We start from the raw sequence: 18328 nt of genomic DNA, 5'->3' as shown, positions 1-18328 counted from the left end.
GATGCGGAAGCCGAATTTTTACATGAAACCGGTTTTCTTGCAGGTACTGCTTAGTTAAACAGTGTGTAAAGCGGGATATCGCCGCAGTGATATAAACCGCATGCGCGGTCGGCTATGGGTTCCGGAATTTGACGGTGATAGCGTGCGAATTGTGATGACGACGGCTGCTGCGGCCGTCTGCGCGCCGGCTCGGCGCTGCACGCGCCGCCATCGTCCGAGCATGTCCCCATTTTCGAGACCGACGCGACATGAGTGAGCCGATCCGTTTCTATCATCGCCAGGCGATCCGCGAAGTCCGCGGCGCGAACATCACCCGCACGGTGCTCCAGTATCTGCGCGAGGACGCGCATTGCACCGGCACGAAGGAGGGCTGCGCGGAAGGCGACTGCGGCGCGTGCACGGTCGTCGTCGGCGAGCTGAACGACGCGGGCGGCGTCGATTTCAAGGCAGTCAACGCGTGCATCCAGTTCCTGCCGACGCTCGACGGCCGCGCGCTTTTCACGGTCGAGGACTTGCGCCAGCCGGACGGCACGCTGCATCCGGCGCAGGACGCGCTCGTCGAATGCCACGGCTCGCAGTGCGGCTTCTGCACGCCGGGCTTCGCGATGTCGATGTGGGCGCTGTACGAAAAGCACGGGCACGACGCGCAGCGCGCCGGCCGGACGCCGCCGCCGCGCGCCGAGATCGCCGACGCGCTGACGGGCAACCTGTGCCGCTGCACCGGCTACCGGCCGATCGTCGACGCGGCGGTGCGGATGTTCGACGCGCCGCCGCCGAAGGCTCCCGTCGACGTCGCCGCGCTCGCGCGCATGCTCGCGTCGCTGCGCCGCGACGACACGTTTCACTACGAGCACGCGGGCCGCTCGTTCGACGCGCCGCGCACGCTCGACGCGCTTGCGCGGCTGAAGGCCGACAAGCCGTTGGCGCGCGTGCTCGCGGGCAGCACGGACGTCGGCCTGTGGGTGACGAAGCAGCTCCGGGATCTGGGTGACGTGATCTACGTCGGCCAGGTGGCCGAGCTGCGTCGGATCGCCGAGGACGACGACTGGATCGAGATCGGCGCGGGCGCGACGGTCGAGGCCGCGTATGCGGCGCTCGCGGCGCACTATCCGGAGCTGACCGAGATGTGGAAGCGCTTCGCGTCGCTGCCGATCCGCAACGCGGGGACGATGGGCGGCAACGTCGCGAACGGCTCGCCGATCGGCGATTCGATGCCCGGCCTCATCGCGCTCGGCGCGCGCATCGTACTGCGCGGCGGCGACGCGACGCGCGAGCTGCCGCTCGAGGATCTGTATCTCGGCTATCAGAGGAAAAACATGGCCGAGCACGAGCTCGTCGTTGCATTGAAGGTGCCAAAGCGCGCCGGCGCGCGCGCGAACCTGCGATTCCGCACATACAAGCTGTCGAAACGCTTCGACTCCGACATCTCGGCCGTCTGCGCGGCATTCGCGTGCGTCGTGGACGGCGAGTCGATCCGCGCGCCGCGCATCGCGTTCGGCGGGATGGCTGCGACACCGAAGCGCGCGCCGCACGCGGAGGCCGTGCTTGCCGACGCCGTCTGGGACGAAGCCGCCGCGCTCGCGGCAATGCGCGCGCTCGAGAACGACTACGCGCCGCTCACCGACATGCGCGCGTCGAGCGCGTACCGGATCGAGACCGCGAAGAACCTGTTGTACCGCTTCTGGCTGGAGACCCGCCCGCACGATCCGCTGCCCGCCGCGGCAGTGAACGTGCGCGAAGTCGCCGCCGAGCCGGCCGCCTCCTGACCGATCGACGCGAAGCGGAGCATCGCATCATGAATCAGCAAGCCGAACCTTTCCTGAGCATCGCCGCCGACGCCGAGCGCGACGCGTTCAAGCAAGTCCGCGTGTCGCGTCCGCACGAATCCGCGCATCTGCACGTGAGCGGGCGCGCGACCTACACCGACGACATTCCGCTCGTCGCGGGCACGCTGCACGCGGCGCTCGGCCTCTCCGCGAAGCCGCACGCGAAGATCGTGTCGATGCGGCTCGACGCGGTGCGCGCGGCGGCGGGCGTCGTCGCCGTGCTGACCGCCGCCGACATTCCGGGCGTCAACGATTGCGGGCCGATCGTTCACGACGATCCGGTGCTTGCCGACGGCGTCGTCCAGTACGTCGGGCAGCCGATGTTCGTCGTCGTCGCGACGTCGCACGACGCGGCGCGCGCGGCCGCACGCCGCGCGCAGATCGAATACGACGCGCTGCCGGCGGTCCTGAGCGCGCAGGCCGCGCGCGCGGCCGGCTCGTACGTGATCCCGCCGATGAAGCTCGCGCGCGGCGACGCGGCCGCGCAGATCGCGCGCGCCGCGCATCGCTGCGCGGGCGAGCTGACGTTGGGCGGCCAGGAGCAGTTCTATCTCGAAGGGCAGATCGCTTACGCGGTGCCGAAGGAAGACGGCGCGATGCACGTCTACAGCTCGACGCAGCACCCGAGCGAGATGCAGCATCTCGTCGCGCGCGTGCTCGGGCTCGCGTCGCATGACGTGCTCGTCGAATGCCGGCGGATGGGCGGCGGCTTCGGCGGCAAGGAATCGCAATCGGGCCTGTTCGCGTGCTGCGCGGCGCTCGCCGCGTGGAAGCTGCAATGCCCGGTGAAGCTGCGTCCCGATCGCGACGACGACATGATGATCACCGGCAAGCGGCACGACTTCCATTACCGCTACGACGTCGGCTTCGACGACGCGGGCGTGATCGAAGGCGTCTCGGTCGACATGACGTCGCGCTGCGGCTTCTCCGCCGATCTGTCGGGGCCCGTGATGACGCGCGCGGTGTGCCACTTCGACAACGCGTACTGGCTGCCCGACGTGTCGATCGTCGGTCGCTGCGGAAAGACGAACACGCAGTCGAACACCGCGTTCCGCGGCTTCGGCGGCCCGCAGGGCGCGTTCGCGATCGAATACATCATCGACAGCGTCGCGCGCTCGCTCGGCCGCGATCCGCTCGACGTGCGCCGCGCGAATCTGTACGGCAAGACGGAGCGCAACGTGACGCCGTACGGGCAGACGGTCGAGGACAACGTGCTGCACGAGCTGATCGCCGAGCTCGAGGCGACGAGCGAATACCGCGCGCGCCGCGCGGCGACGCGCGCGTTCAACGCGTCGAGCCCGGTGCTGAAGAAGGGCATCGCGCTCACGCCGGTGAAGTTCGGCATCGCGTTCAACGTCACGCATTTCAATCAGGCGGGCGCGCTCGTCCACATCTATACCGACGGCTCGATCCTCGTGAACCACGGCGGCACCGAGATGGGCCAGGGGCTCAACACGAAGGTCGCGCAGGTCGTCGCGCACGAGCTCGGCGTCGGCTTCGGGCGAATCCGCGCGACGGCGACCGACACGAGCAAGGTCGCGAACACGTCGGCGACCGCGGCGTCGACGGGCTCCGATCTGAACGGCAAGGCCGCGCAGGACGCCGCGCGGCAGTTGCGCGAACGGCTCGCCGCGTTCGCGGCCGAGCGCTTCGGCAACGGTGCGGCGAGCGCGGCCGACGTGCGCTTCGCGCACGACGAAGTGCGCGTCGGCGACGCCGTCGTGCCGTTTGCGGAAGTCGTCGCGCACGCGTATCGCGCGCGCGTGCAGCTGTGGTCGGACGGCTTCTACGCGACGCCGAAGCTGCACTGGGATCAGGCGACGCTGCGCGGGCGGCCGTTCTTCTACTACGCGTATGGCGCGGCGGTGTCGGAAGTCGTCGTCGACACGCTGACGGGCGAGATGCGCGTGCTGCGCGCCGATGCGCTGCACGACGTCGGCGCGTCGCTGAATCCGGCGATCGACATCGGGCAGATCGAGGGCGCGTTCATCCAGGGGATGGGCTGGCTGACGACCGAAGAGCTGTGGTGGAACGACGGCGGCGAGCTGATGACGCGCGCGCCGTCGACGTACAAGATCCCGACCGTCAACGACTGCCCGCCGGATTTCCGCGTGAAGCTGTTCGACAACCGCAATGCGGAGGACAGCATCCACCGGTCGAAGGCGGTCGGCGAGCCGCCATTGTTGCTGCCGTTCTCGGTGTTCTTCGCGATCCGCGACGCGATCGCGGCGGTCGGCGATCATGCGATCGATCCGCCGCTCGCCGCGCCCGCGACGGGCGAGTCGATTCTGCGTGCGGTGCAGGCCGTGCGTGCGGCGCTGACGGGGGCGTGATGCGGGGCGGCTGCGCCGATGCGTGAATGCGCGACTGCCGGTTGCGCGACGAAGCAGCGTAATGGCGCGCGACGATGGGCGCTGACGCACGGCCTCGCGTCGCGCGGTGAAGAATCTCGGCAACGACGCTCGCGCCGGGGCGATCGCTTCGGACGAGCGCGGCAATCCGGATCGCCGACGCGCGGCCGTTGCGAGCGGCCGCAATCGTCGCCCGGAAGCCGGCGGCGGGCGTGTCCGGCGAGTCGGTGCATCCGAGACGGTCGATGCGGCGAGACTGCCGTACCGAAGCCGTCCCGTCAGCGCGCGGCGCGCACGCGAACGGCGAGCCGCTCGCCGCCTCGAAGCTAACCAATCCGTACAAACCTGCGCTTCTCAACGGCGCCGGTTTCCGCGAAGATGATCGGCGCTTCCTTCCCGACGACCGATCGAAAACGACGACAACGATGAGACATGCCCTGACGAAGCATCTCGGCGCCGCGCTGCTGACCGCAGTCGCCGCGCTCGCGCAAGCGCACGCAGCCGAGCTGCACGTGATGAATTCCGGCGGCTTCACGGCCGCGTACCAATTGCTCGCGCCGAAGTTCGAGGCGTCGACGGGCAACACGCTCGACATCGCGTATGGGCCGTCAATGGGCACGACGCCTGAAGCGATCCCGAACCGGCTCGCGCGCGGCGAGCCGGCCGACGTCGTGATCTTGGTCGGCTACGCGCTCGACAAACTGATCCGCGAAGGCAAGGTTGATCCGGGCTCGCGCGTCGAGCTCGCCGATTCGCGGATCGGCGCGGCCGTGCGCGCGGGCGAGCCGGTGCCCGACATCGGCACGCCCGACACGCTGAAGGCCGCGCTGCTGCACGCGAAATCGGTCGCGTACTCGGACAGCGCGAGCGGCGTCTATATCCAGAACACGCTGTTCAAGCGGCTCGGCGTCGAAGCCGAGGTCAGGCCGAAGGCGACGATGGTGCCGCGCATTCCGGTCGCGTCGAAGGTCGCCGACGGCACGTATGCGCTCGGCTTCCAGCAGGTGAGCGAGTTGCTGCCGGTACAGGGCGTGATGTTCGTCGGCAAGATTCCGGAGTCGCTGCAATCGGTCACGCGGTTCGCGGGCGGGGTGCCGGCCGGTGCGAAGCATCCGCGCGAGGCGCGCGCGCTGCTCGACTATCTGGCGTCGCCCGCGTCGGCCGACGACATCCGCAAGACGGGCCTCGATCCGATTCCGGCGCACTGATGCGTTGCGTTTGCGTCGTCGGTCGCGACGCTGCGCATCGTGCGGCGGCGGGGGCATGGGTTGGCCGCAACGTGGCTGAGCCGAGCGTCGCAGGTCAAGTGCTGGCTGCTTCGGCCGACGACGCTCGTAAGATTCTTCGAGCCGGCTAGGGCCTGTTCACGCCAATGACGGGCTTGCGCTGCGAGTCGCGGAACCGAGCCTCGTGCGGCAACGAGATCGTGCGCCGGCCGCGACATCGCGATAGGTACGAGCCGAGCGTCGCACGCTGCGAACGATCCTCGCAAACCCCGAAGACAGCGGCCGCGCACCGCCCGAATTGACACGCGGCGCGCATCACGTACACTCGCGAGTCCGCGCGTCACGTGCCGGGCGCCTTGGCGAGGAAGACTCATGCAAGCGCATCAACCGTATTTCGACGAGATCGTCGCCGGCTGCGACGCGATCGGCGACTGGCTCTCGGGCGACGTGTCCGGGCCCGCCGCGCTCGACGCGCTGATGGCGCGCTTCGCGCCGTGTTTCACGATGATCGGTACCGACGGCAACGTCTACGATCACGCGGCCACGCATGCGCTGTTCGCGCGGCTTCACGGCCGAAAGCCCGGCTTGAAGATCACGTTCGCGGAGATGCGCGCGCTCGCTGCGGACTCGGCGCTCGGCGTCGTCAGCTACTGCGAGTTTCAGACGGACGCGACGGGCACGCTGCCGACGCGCCGCTCGACAGCCGTGTTCGAACGGGATCCGCAGACGGGCGCGGTGCGCTGGACGCATCTGCAGGAGACCTTCCGTGCGGCGTGAGCGCACGCTTGCCGTCGCGCAAACGTCCGTCGCGCTCCGCATTCCATCGGCCGCTCATGCCCGATCGGCATTGCGCCGATCCCAAGCGCTCGCATCGATCGGCCGTGCAAAGATAGGATGATATGTTATATCATCGTCCCCTTCGTGTAGGCGAGCCGTAAGCCGTCGCGTTCATGCGGCGGCGGCTTTGCCTGCGCACAGCCGCGCGCGCGACGCCGACGCCGGCGGGATAGCGGTCCCTGCCGATTGCACGACGTCCAGCCGCCCGCGCGATGCCGATCAAGGTTGCGGGAGTCGACGAGCAGTGAACACAGCGAAGCAGGCGGAACGCATTCGGGGCCGCGGGGCGCCGACGATGGCGGGGCGCGCGATGAATGCATCGACATTTGCGACGGACGAGGCGATCCGCCGATGAGCCGGACCCGACACGCGCCACTGCGCCGACGCGCGTTCGGCCGGATGCCCGCAACGACCGCCGCGCACGCTTCGCACGCCGCACACATCGCAGACGCCGCACGCGCGGCTTCCCTGCGTTCCGCCGAGCGCCGTACGACCGTCGAGCGCTGCGTGACGGCGCTCGCCTGCGCGATGACGGCGTCCGGCGCGCTCGCCGCCGATGCGGATTCCGTCGACCCCGCGCGCGACAGCCATCGCGAATTGCCGACCGTGCACGTGACGAGCGACGCGCCGCACGCGCCGCCGCCGCTGTCCACGCCGCTCGCGGCCGGCTCGCGCCTCGGGCTCGCGAGCCTGGACACGCCCGCGAGCGTCGAGGCGATCACGGCCGAGCAGATCGCCGCGCGCGGCGACCGCACGATCGTCGACGCCGTCACGCGCGCGACGGGCTTCAGCACGGCAGCGGCGCCCGGCAATGGCGGCACCGCGCTCAGCGTGCGCGGCTTTGCCGGCCAGGAATCGGTGACGACGCTCGTCGACGGCGTGCGCCTCTATCCGGGCGCGGGCACGGTGACATTTCCGTTCTCGACGTGGTCGGCGGAGCGCATCGAGGTGCTGCGCGGCCCCGCGTCGGTGCTGTATGGCGAAGGGGCGATCGGCGGCGTCGTCGACGTCGTGCCGAAGCGTCCGCGCCGCGAGCGGTCGACGACGCTGCAGGCGGGCATCGGCACGCAAGGCGAAAAGCGCGTCGCGTTCGACACGACGGGCGCGCTCGGGCCGCATCTTTCCTATCGCTTCTATCTGAGCGACGAGCGCATGCGCGGCTTCGTCGACCGCGGCGACGCGCACACGACGGCCGTCGGCGGCGCGCTGAAGCTCGACGTCGATCCGCGTCTTTCGATCACGCTCGATTACGACTACGGCCGCCAGAAACCGGCGACCTATTTCGGCGTGCCGGTGACGAACGGCGTGCTCGATCCCGCGCTGCGCGAGCGCAACTACAACGTCGGCGACGCGACGATCGCCTATCACGATACGTGGACGCGGCTCGCCGCGACGTATCGCGTCGGCAACGGCGTGACGCTCGACGGCGAGCTCTACTATCTCGCGACGCGCCGCCACTGGCGCGACGCGGAATCGTACGCGCTCGACGCGGCGGCGCACACCGTGACGCGCAGCGACTATCTCGAGATCTTCCATCGCGAGCGGCAGTTCGGCGAGCGGCTCGCGGCGCGCATCGACTCGCGCGTGTTCGGCCGCGCGAACCGGCTCGTGATCGGCGCCGAGTTCAATCAAATCGCGTTCGACGGCGCGAACAACGCGCCGTATCGCGGCGAGTCGACCGTCGATGCGTTCGGCTTCGATCCGGGCGCGTTCGCGAGCCCCGATCCGACGTCGCCGCGCTTTCGCACGCGCACGCGCCAGGCGGCGGTGTTCGTCGAGAACCGGCTCGAAGTGCTGCCGCGGCTCGCGTGGGTGAGCGGGCTGCGCTACGACCACCTTTCGTTTCATCGCGACGATCTGATCGCGGGCGGCGCGTTCGACAAGACCTTCGCGCACACGGGCTGGCGCAGCGGGCTCGTCTACGAGATCACGTCGGCCTTCACCGCCTATGCGCAGTACACGACGGGCGCAGAGGGCGTCGGCTCGCTCGTCACGCTGTCGTCGGCGCAGGCGGACTACACGCTCGCGACAGGCCGTCAATGGGAAGCGGGCGTCAAGCATGAGATGTGGGAAGGCCGCGCGTACTGGACGCTCGCCGTCTATGACATCGTCAAGCGCGGCCTCGTCAGCACCGATCCGCTGAATCCGGCGCGCGCGCAGCAGGTCGGCCGTCAGTCGTCGCGCGGGATCGAACTCGCGGGCGGCGTGCGGCTGCCCGGCGGCGTGACGATCGATGCGAACGCGGCGCTGCTGCGCGCGCGCTACGACGACTTCAGCCAGCGCGTCGGCAGCGCGGTCGAGCAACGCGCAGGCAACGTGCCGCACGACATCCCGCAGCAGACCGCGAACCTGTGGATCGGCTGGGCATTCGCGCCCGGCTGGCAGGCGCATGCGGGCATGCGCTACGTCGGACGCCGCTACGGCGACGACGCGAACCTCGTGCCGGTGCCGTCGTACACGGTGTTCGACGCGTCGCTCGCGTGGCAGGCGACGCGCGACGTCGAGATCGCGCTTTACGCGCGCAATCTCGCGAACCGCACGTATGCGGCGTCGACGTCGAACGACGGCGCGCAATGGCTGCTCGGGCCGTCGCGTTCGGCCGAGCTCGTCGCGACGCTGCGCTTCTAGCGCGTCGCCGCATTCGCACGATCATCGAAAAGGCCCGCCCATGTCCGCGACACTCGACATCGAACACCTGTGCTGGTCGCCGGCGGGCGCGCCCGCCGTGCTGTGCGGTCTGTCGCTGACGGTGCGCGCGGGCGAGCTCGCGGGCCTCATCGGTCCGAACGGCAGCGGCAAGACGAGCGTGATGCGATGTGCGTTTCGCTTCGCGCGGCCGCAAGCGGGCGCGGTGACGCTCGACGCGCGGGAAGTGTGGCGCGCGTCGCCGCGCTGGAGCGCGCAGCGGATCGCGGTGCTGCAGCAGGAGGCGCCCGACGATTTCGGCCTGACGGTCGAAGAAGTCGCGCGAATGGGCCGCACGCCGCACAAGCGCCTGTTCGATGCGGACACCGCGGACGACGCGCGCATCGTCGAGGCCGCGCTGCGCGACGTCGATCTGTGGACGCGGCGCGAGCGGCGCTTCGCGTCGCTGTCGGGCGGCGAGAAGCAGCGCGCGCTGCTCGCGCGTGCGCTCGTCCAGCGGCCGGCGCTGCTGCTGCTCGACGAGCCGACGAATCACCTCGACGTGCGCCATCAGCTCGAATTGCTCGCGCGCGTGCGCGCGCTGCGCGTGACGACGCTTGCGACGATCCATGATCTGAACCTCGCCGCCGCGTACTGCGACCGGCTGCACGTGCTGGCCGATGGCCGCATCGTCGCGAGCGGCGCACCCGCCGACGTGCTGACGCGCGCGCGCCTCGCCGACGTGTTCGGCGTCGAGGCGATCGTCGACGCGCACCCGGTATCGGGACGGCCGCGCGTCACGCTGATCTATCCGGAGGATGCCGAACGATGTTGAAACGACGAACCGCCTTGTGCGCCGCGACGCTCGCGCGCGTCGTCTGCACGCTGTCGCTCGCGACGGCGGCGATGAACGATGCCGTCGCATATCCGGTGACGGTGCGCAGTTGCGATCGCGACGTCACGTTCGAGCGCGCGCCCGCGCGCGCGGTGAGCAACGACGTGAACCTGACCGAGATGATGGTCGCGCTCGGCCTCACGGGCCGGATGGCGGGCTACACCGGCATCGCCGGCTGGAAGACCGGCAACGCGCGGCTGCGCGCGGCGCTCGCGGGCGTGCCCGAACTCGCGACGCACTATCCGTCGCTCGAAGCGCTCGTCGATGCGCGAGCTGATTTCTACTTCGCCGGCTGGGGCTACGGAATGAACCCGGGCGGCCCCGTCACGCCCGCGTCGCTCGAACGCTTCGGCATCCGAACGTACGAGCTGACAGAATCGTGTGCGCTCGCGATGCGGCGCCCGCCCGCGTCGTTCGACGACGTCTATCTCGACCTGACGAACCTCGGCCGGATCTTCGGCGTCGACGCGCGCGCGGCGCAGGTCGTCGACGCGATGCGCGCGCGCATCGACGCGGTGCGTCGCACGCTCGCGCGCGCGACGGCCGGAAAGACGCCGCCGCGCGTGTTCGTCTACGACAGCGGCACCGACAAGCCGCTGACGGCCGGCGCGCTCGCAATGCCGAACGCGCTGATCGCGGCGGCGGGCGGCCGCAACGTGATGGACGACGTGCCGCGCAGCTGGACGCAGGTCGGCTGGGAGAGCGTCGTCGCGCGCAATCCGCAGGCGATCGTGATCGTCGATTATTCGGCGGTGACGGCCGAGCAGAAGAAGCAGTTCCTGCTGAGCCAGCCCGCGCTCGCGCAGGTCGATGCGATCCGTGCGCGCCGCTTCATCGTGATTCCGTACGATGCGGCGACGCCCGGCGTCGAGAATGCGGCGGCCGTCGAGACGATCGCGCGCAGCCTGCATCCGGACGCCTTCGCGAAGGCCGCGCGATGAGCGGCGCGACGATCGGCGACGCCTCGATCGTTGCGAACGGCCGCCGCCTGCGCGCGCGGCTCGTGCTGCCCGCGCTCGCGGCGCTCGTCGCGATCTCGGTCGTCGCCGCGACCGCGCTCGGCGCGACGACGATCGCGCCCGCGCGCGTCGTCGCGATCGTCGCGGCGCACGTCGCCGACGCGCTGGGCATCGACGCGCTCGCGTTGCACCGCGCATCGATCGCCGAGGACAGCATCGTCTGGCAGATCCGGCTGCCGCGCGCACTGCTCGCGGCGCTCGTCGGCGCGACGCTCGCGATGGTCGGCGTCGCGCTGCAGGCCGCGACCACGAACCGGCTCGCCGATCCGCATCTGCTCGGCGTGAGCTCGGGCGCGATGCTCGGCGCGGTCGCGGCGACGCTCGGCTTCGGCGCCGCGTTCGGGCCGCTCACGCTGTCGTTCGCGGCGTTCGTGGGCGCGCTCGTCGCAACCGCGCTCGTGATCGCGCTTGCGTACCGGCGCGGGCGGCTCGAATCGGATCGATTGCTGCTCGCGGGCGTCGCGGTGTCGTTCGCGATGACGGCGGTCGCGAACCTGCTGCTGTATCTCGGCGATCCGCGCGCCGCGTCGTCGGTGCTGTTCTGGATGCTGGGCGGCGTCGGGCTCGCGCGCTGGGATCTGCTCGGCGCGCCCGCGTGCTGCGCGGCGCTCGCGGCGCTGCTGCTGGTTGCGCGTCGCCGCGAATTGAACGCGCTGATGTCGGGCGACGTCGCCGCGGTCTCGCTCGGCGTACCCGTCGCGCGGATGCGCCGCGAAGTGTTCGTGATCGCATCGTTCGCGACGGGCGCGATGGTCGCGGTGAGCGGCGCGATCGGCTTCGTCGGGCTCGTGACGCCGCATCTGTGCCGGCGTCTCGTCGGCGCGGAGCACGGGCGGCTGTTGCCCGTCGCGGGGCTGAGCGGCGCGGGGCTGCTCGTCTGGGCCGACGTCGCCGCGCGCACGCTCGTCGCGCCCGAGGATCTGCCGATCGGGATCGTCACCGCAGCGCTCGGCGGCGCGTTCTTCATCGCGCTGATGCGGCGGTATTGAGCGGCGCTGCGCGCCGGCGACTCGGGCGGGGCGATCGACAGTGAGCGATGCGGCCGTCGACGTGTACGCCACGTGCGCGCGATCCGCGCATCGCAACGGTGTGATGCCGCCGGTCGTTTGAATTTCAGTAGCTCGATGCGTGCGTCGATGAACGAATGCAACGCGGCGTGCAGCCGGCAACGGCAACCGCAACGGCAACCGCAACCGCAACCGCAACCGCAACCGCAACCGCAACCGCAACCGCAACCGCAACGGCAACGGCAACGGCAACGGCAACCGCAACGGCAACGGCAACCGCGACCGCGACCGCTACTGCCTACCGCCTACCGCCTACCGCCGCCTTCCGCGCATCGTCAGCTCCGCCGACACGTCAGTCATCAACGCGCTCAGCCAATCGACGTCGGTTGGCCGATCGGGCGCCGGATGCCGGAGCTGATAGCAGCGGATGCGCGGAAATGGCACGGGCGCCTCGACGACGACGAGCGGCAGCAACTGCGCGTAATGGATCGCGAAGCGGCGCGTCGTCGTGAAGATCAGGTCCGATTGCAGTAGCACCTGCGGCACGAGCCCGAAGTATGGCAGCGTCGCGACGACGTGCCGCGCGATCCCCGCGCGCGCGAGGCCGAGCTCGATCGCGTTGTGCCGCGCGCCGATGTACGGCGCGGGTGCGAGATGCGCGGCGTTCGCGTACGCGTCGCGCGTGAGCGGCGCGCGCGCGAGCGGATGGTCGCGCCGCATCAGGCAGACCACGGTGTCCGAGAACAGGTCCGCGCGCACGAAGCGCGCGTCGGGCTTCGGCCAGTTGCCGATCACGAGATCGAGCGCGCCCGAATCGAGCGCGGCCGCGTGATCGAGCGACGGATTGAGCGAATCGATCTCGAGCCGCGCGTGCGGCGCCGCCGCGCGAAAGCGCGCGATCAGCGTCGGCATGAAGAAGTCGTTCAGATAATCGGGCGCGGCGATCCGGAACGTGCGGCGCGCGGTGTCGGGATCGAACGGCCCGTGCGGCGTCGCGACGAAGTCGACGTCGCGCAGCGCGCGCTCGGCGGCATCGAGGAGCGATGCGCCGTACTCGGTCGGCACCATGCCCGTCTTGCCGCGCACGAGGAGCGGGTCGCCGAGCGCGTCGCGCAGCTTGCGCAGCGCGGCGCTGATCGCGGGCTGGGTCTGGTTCAGGCGCAGCGCCGCTTGCGTCACGCTGCGCTCGACGAGCAGCGTGCGAAGCACGCGCACGAGCCGGATGTCGAGCGACGCGGTGCTGTCTTGATTCGATTGCATCTGCAGCGGGGAAGGCGGCGTCAGGCGCGGGCGCGGCGCATCGCGCGCCCGCGGCGCGCAAAGGCGGGCGATGTCATGCGAGTCCGGACGGCAGCGCGCTGATTCGCCTCACTTCGCTCGATTCGAGCCAGCTCGGCGTGCGCGCGCAATAAAGCACCATCGGCAGTGCGTCCTCGCCCCAGAAGAGCTGGTGGTTCAGCCAGAAGGTCGGCACGCCGAATACGCCGAAGGTGATCGCATCGTCGGTGTTGCGGCGTAGCTGCGAGACGGTTTCGTCCGACGTGAGCCGCTCGTCGTCGTGTGCGATGCCGACGCGGCCGCACAGTTCGGCGAAGTTGTCGGGCGCCGACGGATCGCGGCCTTCGCGCCAGACGAAGCGAAAGATCTCGTGAATCGCCTGGACGTCCGAGTCGAGCGCGATCGCGAGCAGCAGCAGGCGCGTCGAATCGAACGGATGCGCGGGCGGCATCTTGAACGGGATGCCGAGCTGCTCCGCGCGAAAGAGCGCGTGCCGATAAGTGAAGACGCGCTTCGCGGGCACGTCGGAGGCGGGACGGTGGCCCCAGTGGCGATGCAGATCGGCGAGCGCCACTGGCGCGAGCGCGAACGCGATGCTGGGCCATTTGTCGTGCTGCTCCAGCAGCAGATACGAGAACGGCGACAGGAAGTCGTAGAACCATATCGGCTGGGAGGCGTCGAGGCCGACGGTCATGGAGTGTCTCCTGAGGAAAAGGACGCGACGCGCGGCCTCGTGATTGAATGTTACGCGGCGGCGCAGGCAATTGCAGCCGCCGCGACGGATTTTCGGCTCAAGCGCCGCCCGAGGCGGGCGGCGCGTCGGCGGGTTTCGGCGTCGCCTGCGCATTCGCCGCGGCGGGCGACGACATCTCGTGTTCGCGCGCGAGCAGCCGCTCGCGGACGAAGCCGATGTGCTCTCGCAGCACGTAGAACTGGCCTGCGTAGGCGAGCGGCATCTTCATCCGGTTGACCGATTCCTCGACGTCGTCGAGCTTGTCGAGCAGCACGACGCGCTCTTGCGCGGTGTGCTCGCCGAGCGCGCTGCGCTCGAGCGCGATGAGCGCGCCGTACCAGCGGTAGATCCGCGAGCGCACGCGCCAGCCGTACAGCGACGGCACGAGCCGCAGCCCCGGAATCAGCACGACGATGAGCGGCACGGCGATGAAGAGCAGCCGGTCGACGAGGCTCGCGACCCAGAACGGCAGCTTCCGGTACAGGAACGTCTTGCCGGACTTGTAGTAGCGCGCGGCGTCGTCGGACAGCGGGAAGCTGCTGTGCGTGACGGGCGACGGAAATTCGCCCGCGCGCTGCAGGATCGTCGCGCGGCCGTGCACTTCGCGTGCGGCCTCGACGAGGAGGTCGGACAGCGCGGGGTGCAGCGTGTCGCGCGCGATCAGCTCGACGGTCGGCGACAGCGTGTGGATGTCCGACGGCGGCAGGTTCGCGCCCGGATCGTAGACGCCCATCGGCAGCGTGATGTCGGTCAGGTACGCGAAGCGCCGCGTGTACGCCTCGGCCTGCGTAAACGAATAGAAATGCACGCCGGGCGAACGAAACAGCTTCGCCATCACGGGAATCTGCGTCGAGTCGCCGGACAGGAACGCGGCATCGATCTTGCCGTCGATGAGCGCGCGCGCCGCGTCTTCGCCGGAGAGCGGCAGCAGCTCGGTCGCGCCGCCCGGCGCGATGCCGTTCATCTTGAGGAGCGCGAGGCCGAGTTCGTGCGCGCCCGCGCCCTCGGCGCCGAGCGCGAGCCGCTTGCCCTTGAACTGCGACAGCCGCTCGATCTTGGGCCCGCGATAGAGGATTGCGAGCGGCACGTAGCCGACGCTGCCGAGCGAGACGAGATTCTCCTGCTTCTCCTTTTGCTCGATGCCGCTCTGGACGAAGCCGACGTCGACTTTTTGCGCCGGATCCGACAGCCGCGCGAGGTTTTCGGCCGAGCCCTCGGATTCGAGCACGTCGAGCGTCACGCCGTTCTTCGCGAGAATCTGCTTGTACCGCTGCGCGGCGCGCCAGTTCGTGCTGCCGGGCGGACCTGCCGAGATCGTCAGCGACGTCGGCGGCGCGGGCTGGATCAGCGCGATCGCGAGCCAGATCGCGGCGATCGACAGCACGACAGTCGGCCCGATCGACATCGCGAGATCGCGCCACGACACCGCGACGAAGCGGGCGACGATGCGATGGGGCCGGTGACGGCGAGGTTGGGCTGGCTTCATGAGACTGACGGCAGGGGGCTGTTCGCGGCGATGGTACCCGAGTTCGACGCCGCTGCGGCAGTGCGGTGCGCCGCGCCGCAGCACGAGAACTTGGCGCGTGCGCGGACTGTGGATTACATTGTGCAGGGCCGTCGCGCGTTTGCGTTCAGCTGGCGAACGCAAGCGCGCGGGTGCCGGCCGGCGCGGCTGCATCCGCCGCAACGGCCGCGCGCCGGCTGCCGCACGTCTTTCCGGCGCGGCGACGCGGCCCGGCGCGCGGTGGGTTCGGTTCCGGCCCGCCGCGCCGGTTCGCATCCGGCTCGATTCCCGGCCGGCGCTTTTCCCGCATCATCTCGCGCAGCCGCCATGCGGCGCCGCGCGACGACGCATCGCGGTCCGCATTCGGACCGAGCATCGCCCGCAGTCGCGGTTCCCGTCGAAACCACCGGAATCAGGAGAACGCATGAAATCGATCGTATCGAAGGCAGTCGGAGGCATGATCGTCGCGGCGCTTGTCTTCGGCAACGCATTCGCGCAGGCGAGCGGCGCGGCGACCGAGTCGACCGGCGCGAACGCGCCCGCCGCCACGCCGAGCGCGTCGAAGGCCGCCGCGAAGGCCGCGCGCCAGTCGAACCGCAAGCTCGGCTATGCGGTGCGCAAGGCGATTTCGAAGGTGAACGGCGTGAACGTGTCGAACGTCACTGTGCGTGCGAAGGGCGGCGTCGTGACGCTCGAGGGATCAGTGCCGGACGCGTCGCAGATCGACAAGGCCGTCGACGCCGCGAAGGGCGTGTCGGGCGTCGCGTCGGTCAACAACAAGCTGTCCGTGCAGCCGCAGTGAGGCGATGGGGGGCGGCGCAGCGACGCCGCCCGCCGCGCGCGCCGGCCGGGCTTCGGCTCGGCGCGCGCAGCTCGACGATCGAGCGATTCGAACCAACCAAGCAGACTGGGGGCGATGATGACGACGATCAGGGGCGGATCGAAGCGTGCGTCGATGCTGGCGCTCGCGCTCTTCGGCAGTGTGCTGCTCGGCGCCTGCCACAGCGACGACAACGCACAGGTGAACGTGCTGCCCGACTTCGTTTCGGGCAGCGTGCGCACGACGGCTTATGACGGCGTCAGCGACGATCTGCTGACGGCGGGACTCGGCAGGACGGGCTTGGGCAGCGACACGCGGCCCGGCTTCGTGAATCCGGCGCAGCCGACCGCGGCGGAGCTGCGGCGTCTTGCGATCTACTCGAACTATCGCGCGCTCGTCGACATCACGGCGAACGGCGGCTACGGGCGCTTCTGGGGGCCGAACGTCGATCTCGACGGCAACGACACGCTCGGCGAAGGCAAGATTCCCGGCACCGAATATCTCGCGTACTCCGACGACGGCAGCGGCCGCAAGAACGTCACGCTGCTCGTGCAGGTGCCGGCGAGCTTCGATCCGGCGAATCCGTGCATCGTGACGGCGACGGCGTCGGGCTCGCGCGGCGTGTACGGCGCGATCGCGGCAGCGGGCGAGTGGGGCCTGAAGCGCGGCTGCGCGGTCGCGTACAACGACAAGGGCGGCGGCAACGGCGCGCACGAGATCGGCACGGGCCTCGTCACGCTGATCGACGGCACGCTCGCGAGCGCATCGAGCGCCGGCAGCGCGAGCCTCTTCACCGCGAGCGAATCGAGCAGCGCGCTCGCCGCGTTCAACAGCGCATTTCCGAACCGCTACGCGTACAAGCACGCGCATTCGCAACAGAATCCCGAGCAGGACTGGGGACGTGTGACGTTGCAGGCGGTCGAGTTCGCGTATTGGGCGCTGAACGAGCAGCTCGGCCCCGTCGTCGACGGCACGCGCCACGGCATTCGCTATCGGCCGGGCGACATCACGACGATCGCCGCCTCGGTCAGCAACGGCGGCGGTTCGGCGCTCGCGGCGGCCGAGCAGGATACGCGCGGCTGGATCACCGCGGTCGTCGTCGGCGAGCCGCAGATCAATGTGCGATTGACGCCCGGCGTGACGGTCGAGCAGGGCGGCGCGCCCGTGCCGTCGTTCGGCCGGCCGCTCGCCGATTACGCGACGCTCGCGAACCTGCTGCAGCCGTGCGCGGCGGCGGCGCCGGCCGCGACGGGCGCGCCGTACCTCAGCGCGCTGCCGACGAGCGTCACGCAGTCGATTCGCGTCCAGCGCTGCGCGACGCTCGCGGCGGCCGGGCTCGTCTCGGGCGCGGACACGCAGAGCCAGGCGAGCGACGCGCTCGCGCGGCTGCACGCGGCCGGGTATCTCGCTGATTCCGACCTGCTGCAGGCGCCGATGTGGGATTCGCAGGCAATCCCGGCGATTGCGGTCACGTATGCGAACGCCTACACGCGATCGCGCGTCAGCGACAACCTGTGCAACTTCAGCTTCGCGACGACGAACCCGGCGACGGGCGCCGTCGCCGCGCCCGCCACGTCGCCGATGACGAACCTGTTCGGCGCGGGCAACGGGGTGCCGCCGACAAACGGGATCAATCTCGTGTTCAACGGCGTCGCGTCCGGCGTCGACCACCGGCTCGCGACGCCGGACGCGAGCTTTGCGGGCGCGCTGTGCCTGCGCCAGCTATGGACCGCGAGCCAGCTCGGCATCGCGGCGAACGTCGATGCGGTGCGCGTGAACGCGAACCTGCAGCACAAGCCAGCGATCATCGTGCATGGCCGCAGCGACGCGCTCGTGCCGGTCAATCACGCGTCGCGCGCGTACGTCGCGCAGAACAGCGCGATCGAGGGCGGCGCGAGCCAGCTATCGTTCTACGAAGTGACGAACGGCCAGCACTTCGATGCGTTCCTGCCGGCGCCCGGCTTCGACACGCGCTTCGTGCCCGTTCACTACTACGACGAGCAGGCGCTCAACCTGATGTGGAACCACCTGAAGAACGGCGCGCCGCTGCCGCCGTCGCAGGTGATCCGCACGGTGCCGCGCGGCGGCGTGCCGGGCGCCGCGCCCGCACTGACGACGGCGAATCTGCCGCCGATCGTCCAGTCGCCGGGCGCGAATGCGATCACGGTGAACGCGGGGGTGATCGACGTGCCGCTCTGACGCACGCG

Annotated in this window: 14 protein-coding genes; 10 read left to right on the top strand and 4 right to left on the bottom strand. The window is 70.1% G+C overall.

Annotated elements, in window-relative coordinates:
* Positions 1-50: 50 nt before the first annotated feature.
* Positions 51-275 (bottom strand): hypothetical protein, encoded by a 225-nt coding sequence (locus WS70_RS33620; RefSeq protein WP_082716063.1) that lies wholly within the window; start codon positions 273-275, stop codon positions 51-53.
* Between WS70_RS33620 and xdhA the strand changes: the two genes are divergently transcribed.
* The 8 genes from xdhA to WS70_RS15065 all read left to right on the top strand — a co-directional run bounded on the left by xdhA (position 249) and on the right by WS70_RS15065 (position 11768).
* The gene (gene xdhA, locus WS70_RS15100) at positions 249-1766 is read left to right on the top strand and encodes a xanthine dehydrogenase small subunit (protein WP_059470412.1); all 1518 of its coding nucleotides are present in this window, start codon (positions 249-251) and stop codon (positions 1764-1766) included. The genes WS70_RS33620 and xdhA overlap by 27 nt on opposite strands.
* 29 nt (positions 1767-1795) lie before the next feature.
* On the top strand, positions 1796-4159 hold the full coding sequence (xdhB, locus tag WS70_RS15095) for a xanthine dehydrogenase molybdopterin binding subunit (protein ID WP_059597635.1): 2364 nt from the start codon (positions 1796-1798) through the stop codon (positions 4157-4159).
* A 443-nt stretch (positions 4160-4602) separates the two neighbouring features.
* Positions 4603-5385 (top strand): substrate-binding domain-containing protein, encoded by a 783-nt coding sequence (locus WS70_RS15090; RefSeq protein ID WP_059470457.1) that lies wholly within the window; start codon positions 4603-4605, stop codon positions 5383-5385.
* 390 nt (positions 5386-5775) lie between these two features.
* Positions 5776-6180, top strand: a complete 405-nt coding sequence (locus WS70_RS15085) for a hypothetical protein (protein ID WP_059470410.1) — start codon at positions 5776-5778, stop codon at positions 6178-6180.
* A 411-nt stretch (positions 6181-6591) separates the two neighbouring features.
* The gene (locus tag WS70_RS15080) at positions 6592-8868 is read left to right on the top strand and encodes a TonB-dependent receptor (RefSeq protein ID WP_059470409.1); all 2277 of its coding nucleotides are present in this window, start codon (positions 6592-6594) and stop codon (positions 8866-8868) included.
* A 40-nt stretch (positions 8869-8908) separates the two neighbouring features.
* Positions 8909-9700 carry an ABC transporter ATP-binding protein gene (locus tag WS70_RS15075; RefSeq protein ID WP_059597634.1) on the top strand — a complete coding sequence of 264 codons (792 nt, stop codon included), beginning with the start codon at positions 8909-8911 and terminating at the stop codon, positions 9698-9700.
* The gene (locus WS70_RS15070; RefSeq protein WP_059597633.1) at positions 9694-10701 is read left to right on the top strand and encodes an ABC transporter substrate-binding protein; all 1008 of its coding nucleotides are present in this window, start codon (positions 9694-9696) and stop codon (positions 10699-10701) included. Before WS70_RS15075 ends, WS70_RS15070 begins: the two co-directional genes overlap by 7 nt.
* On the top strand, positions 10698-11768 hold the full coding sequence (locus WS70_RS15065) for a FecCD family ABC transporter permease (RefSeq protein WP_059597632.1): 1071 nt from the start codon (positions 10698-10700) through the stop codon (positions 11766-11768). Before WS70_RS15070 ends, WS70_RS15065 begins: the two co-directional genes overlap by 4 nt.
* A gap of 330 nt (positions 11769-12098) precedes the next feature.
* On the opposite strand, the gene WS70_RS15060 is transcribed toward WS70_RS15065, so the two are convergent.
* The 3 genes from WS70_RS15060 to WS70_RS15050 form a co-directional block, all read right to left on the bottom strand.
* Complete coding sequence (locus WS70_RS15060) at positions 12099-13046, bottom strand: LysR family transcriptional regulator (protein WP_059597631.1); 948 nt, start codon at positions 13044-13046, stop codon at positions 12099-12101.
* A gap of 73 nt (positions 13047-13119) precedes the next feature.
* Entirely contained in the window at positions 13120-13758 is a 639-nt protein-coding gene (locus tag WS70_RS15055) for a 2-hydroxychromene-2-carboxylate isomerase (RefSeq protein ID WP_059470404.1), read from the bottom strand.
* 97 nt (positions 13759-13855) lie between these two features.
* Positions 13856-15283: a TAXI family TRAP transporter solute-binding subunit gene (locus WS70_RS15050; RefSeq protein WP_059597630.1), complete on the bottom strand. Its 1428-nt coding sequence runs from the start codon at positions 15281-15283 to the stop codon at positions 13856-13858.
* 442 nt (positions 15284-15725) lie between these two features.
* Between WS70_RS15050 and WS70_RS15040 the strand changes: the two genes are divergently transcribed.
* Entirely contained in the window at positions 15726-16103 is a 378-nt protein-coding gene (locus WS70_RS15040) for a BON domain-containing protein (RefSeq protein WP_059597629.1), read from the top strand.
* A gap of 117 nt (positions 16104-16220) precedes the next feature.
* A complete protein-coding gene (locus WS70_RS15035; RefSeq protein ID WP_059597642.1) occupies positions 16221-18320 on the top strand; it encodes a D-(-)-3-hydroxybutyrate oligomer hydrolase in 2100 nt (699 codons plus the stop codon).
* The last annotated feature ends 8 nt before the right edge of the window (positions 18321-18328 follow it).

The organism is Burkholderia mayonis (assembly GCF_001523745.2).
GTDB classification, from domain to species: Bacteria; Pseudomonadota; Gammaproteobacteria; order Burkholderiales; family Burkholderiaceae; genus Burkholderia; species Burkholderia mayonis.
This window is presented reverse-complemented; position numbering and strand designations above follow the sequence as displayed.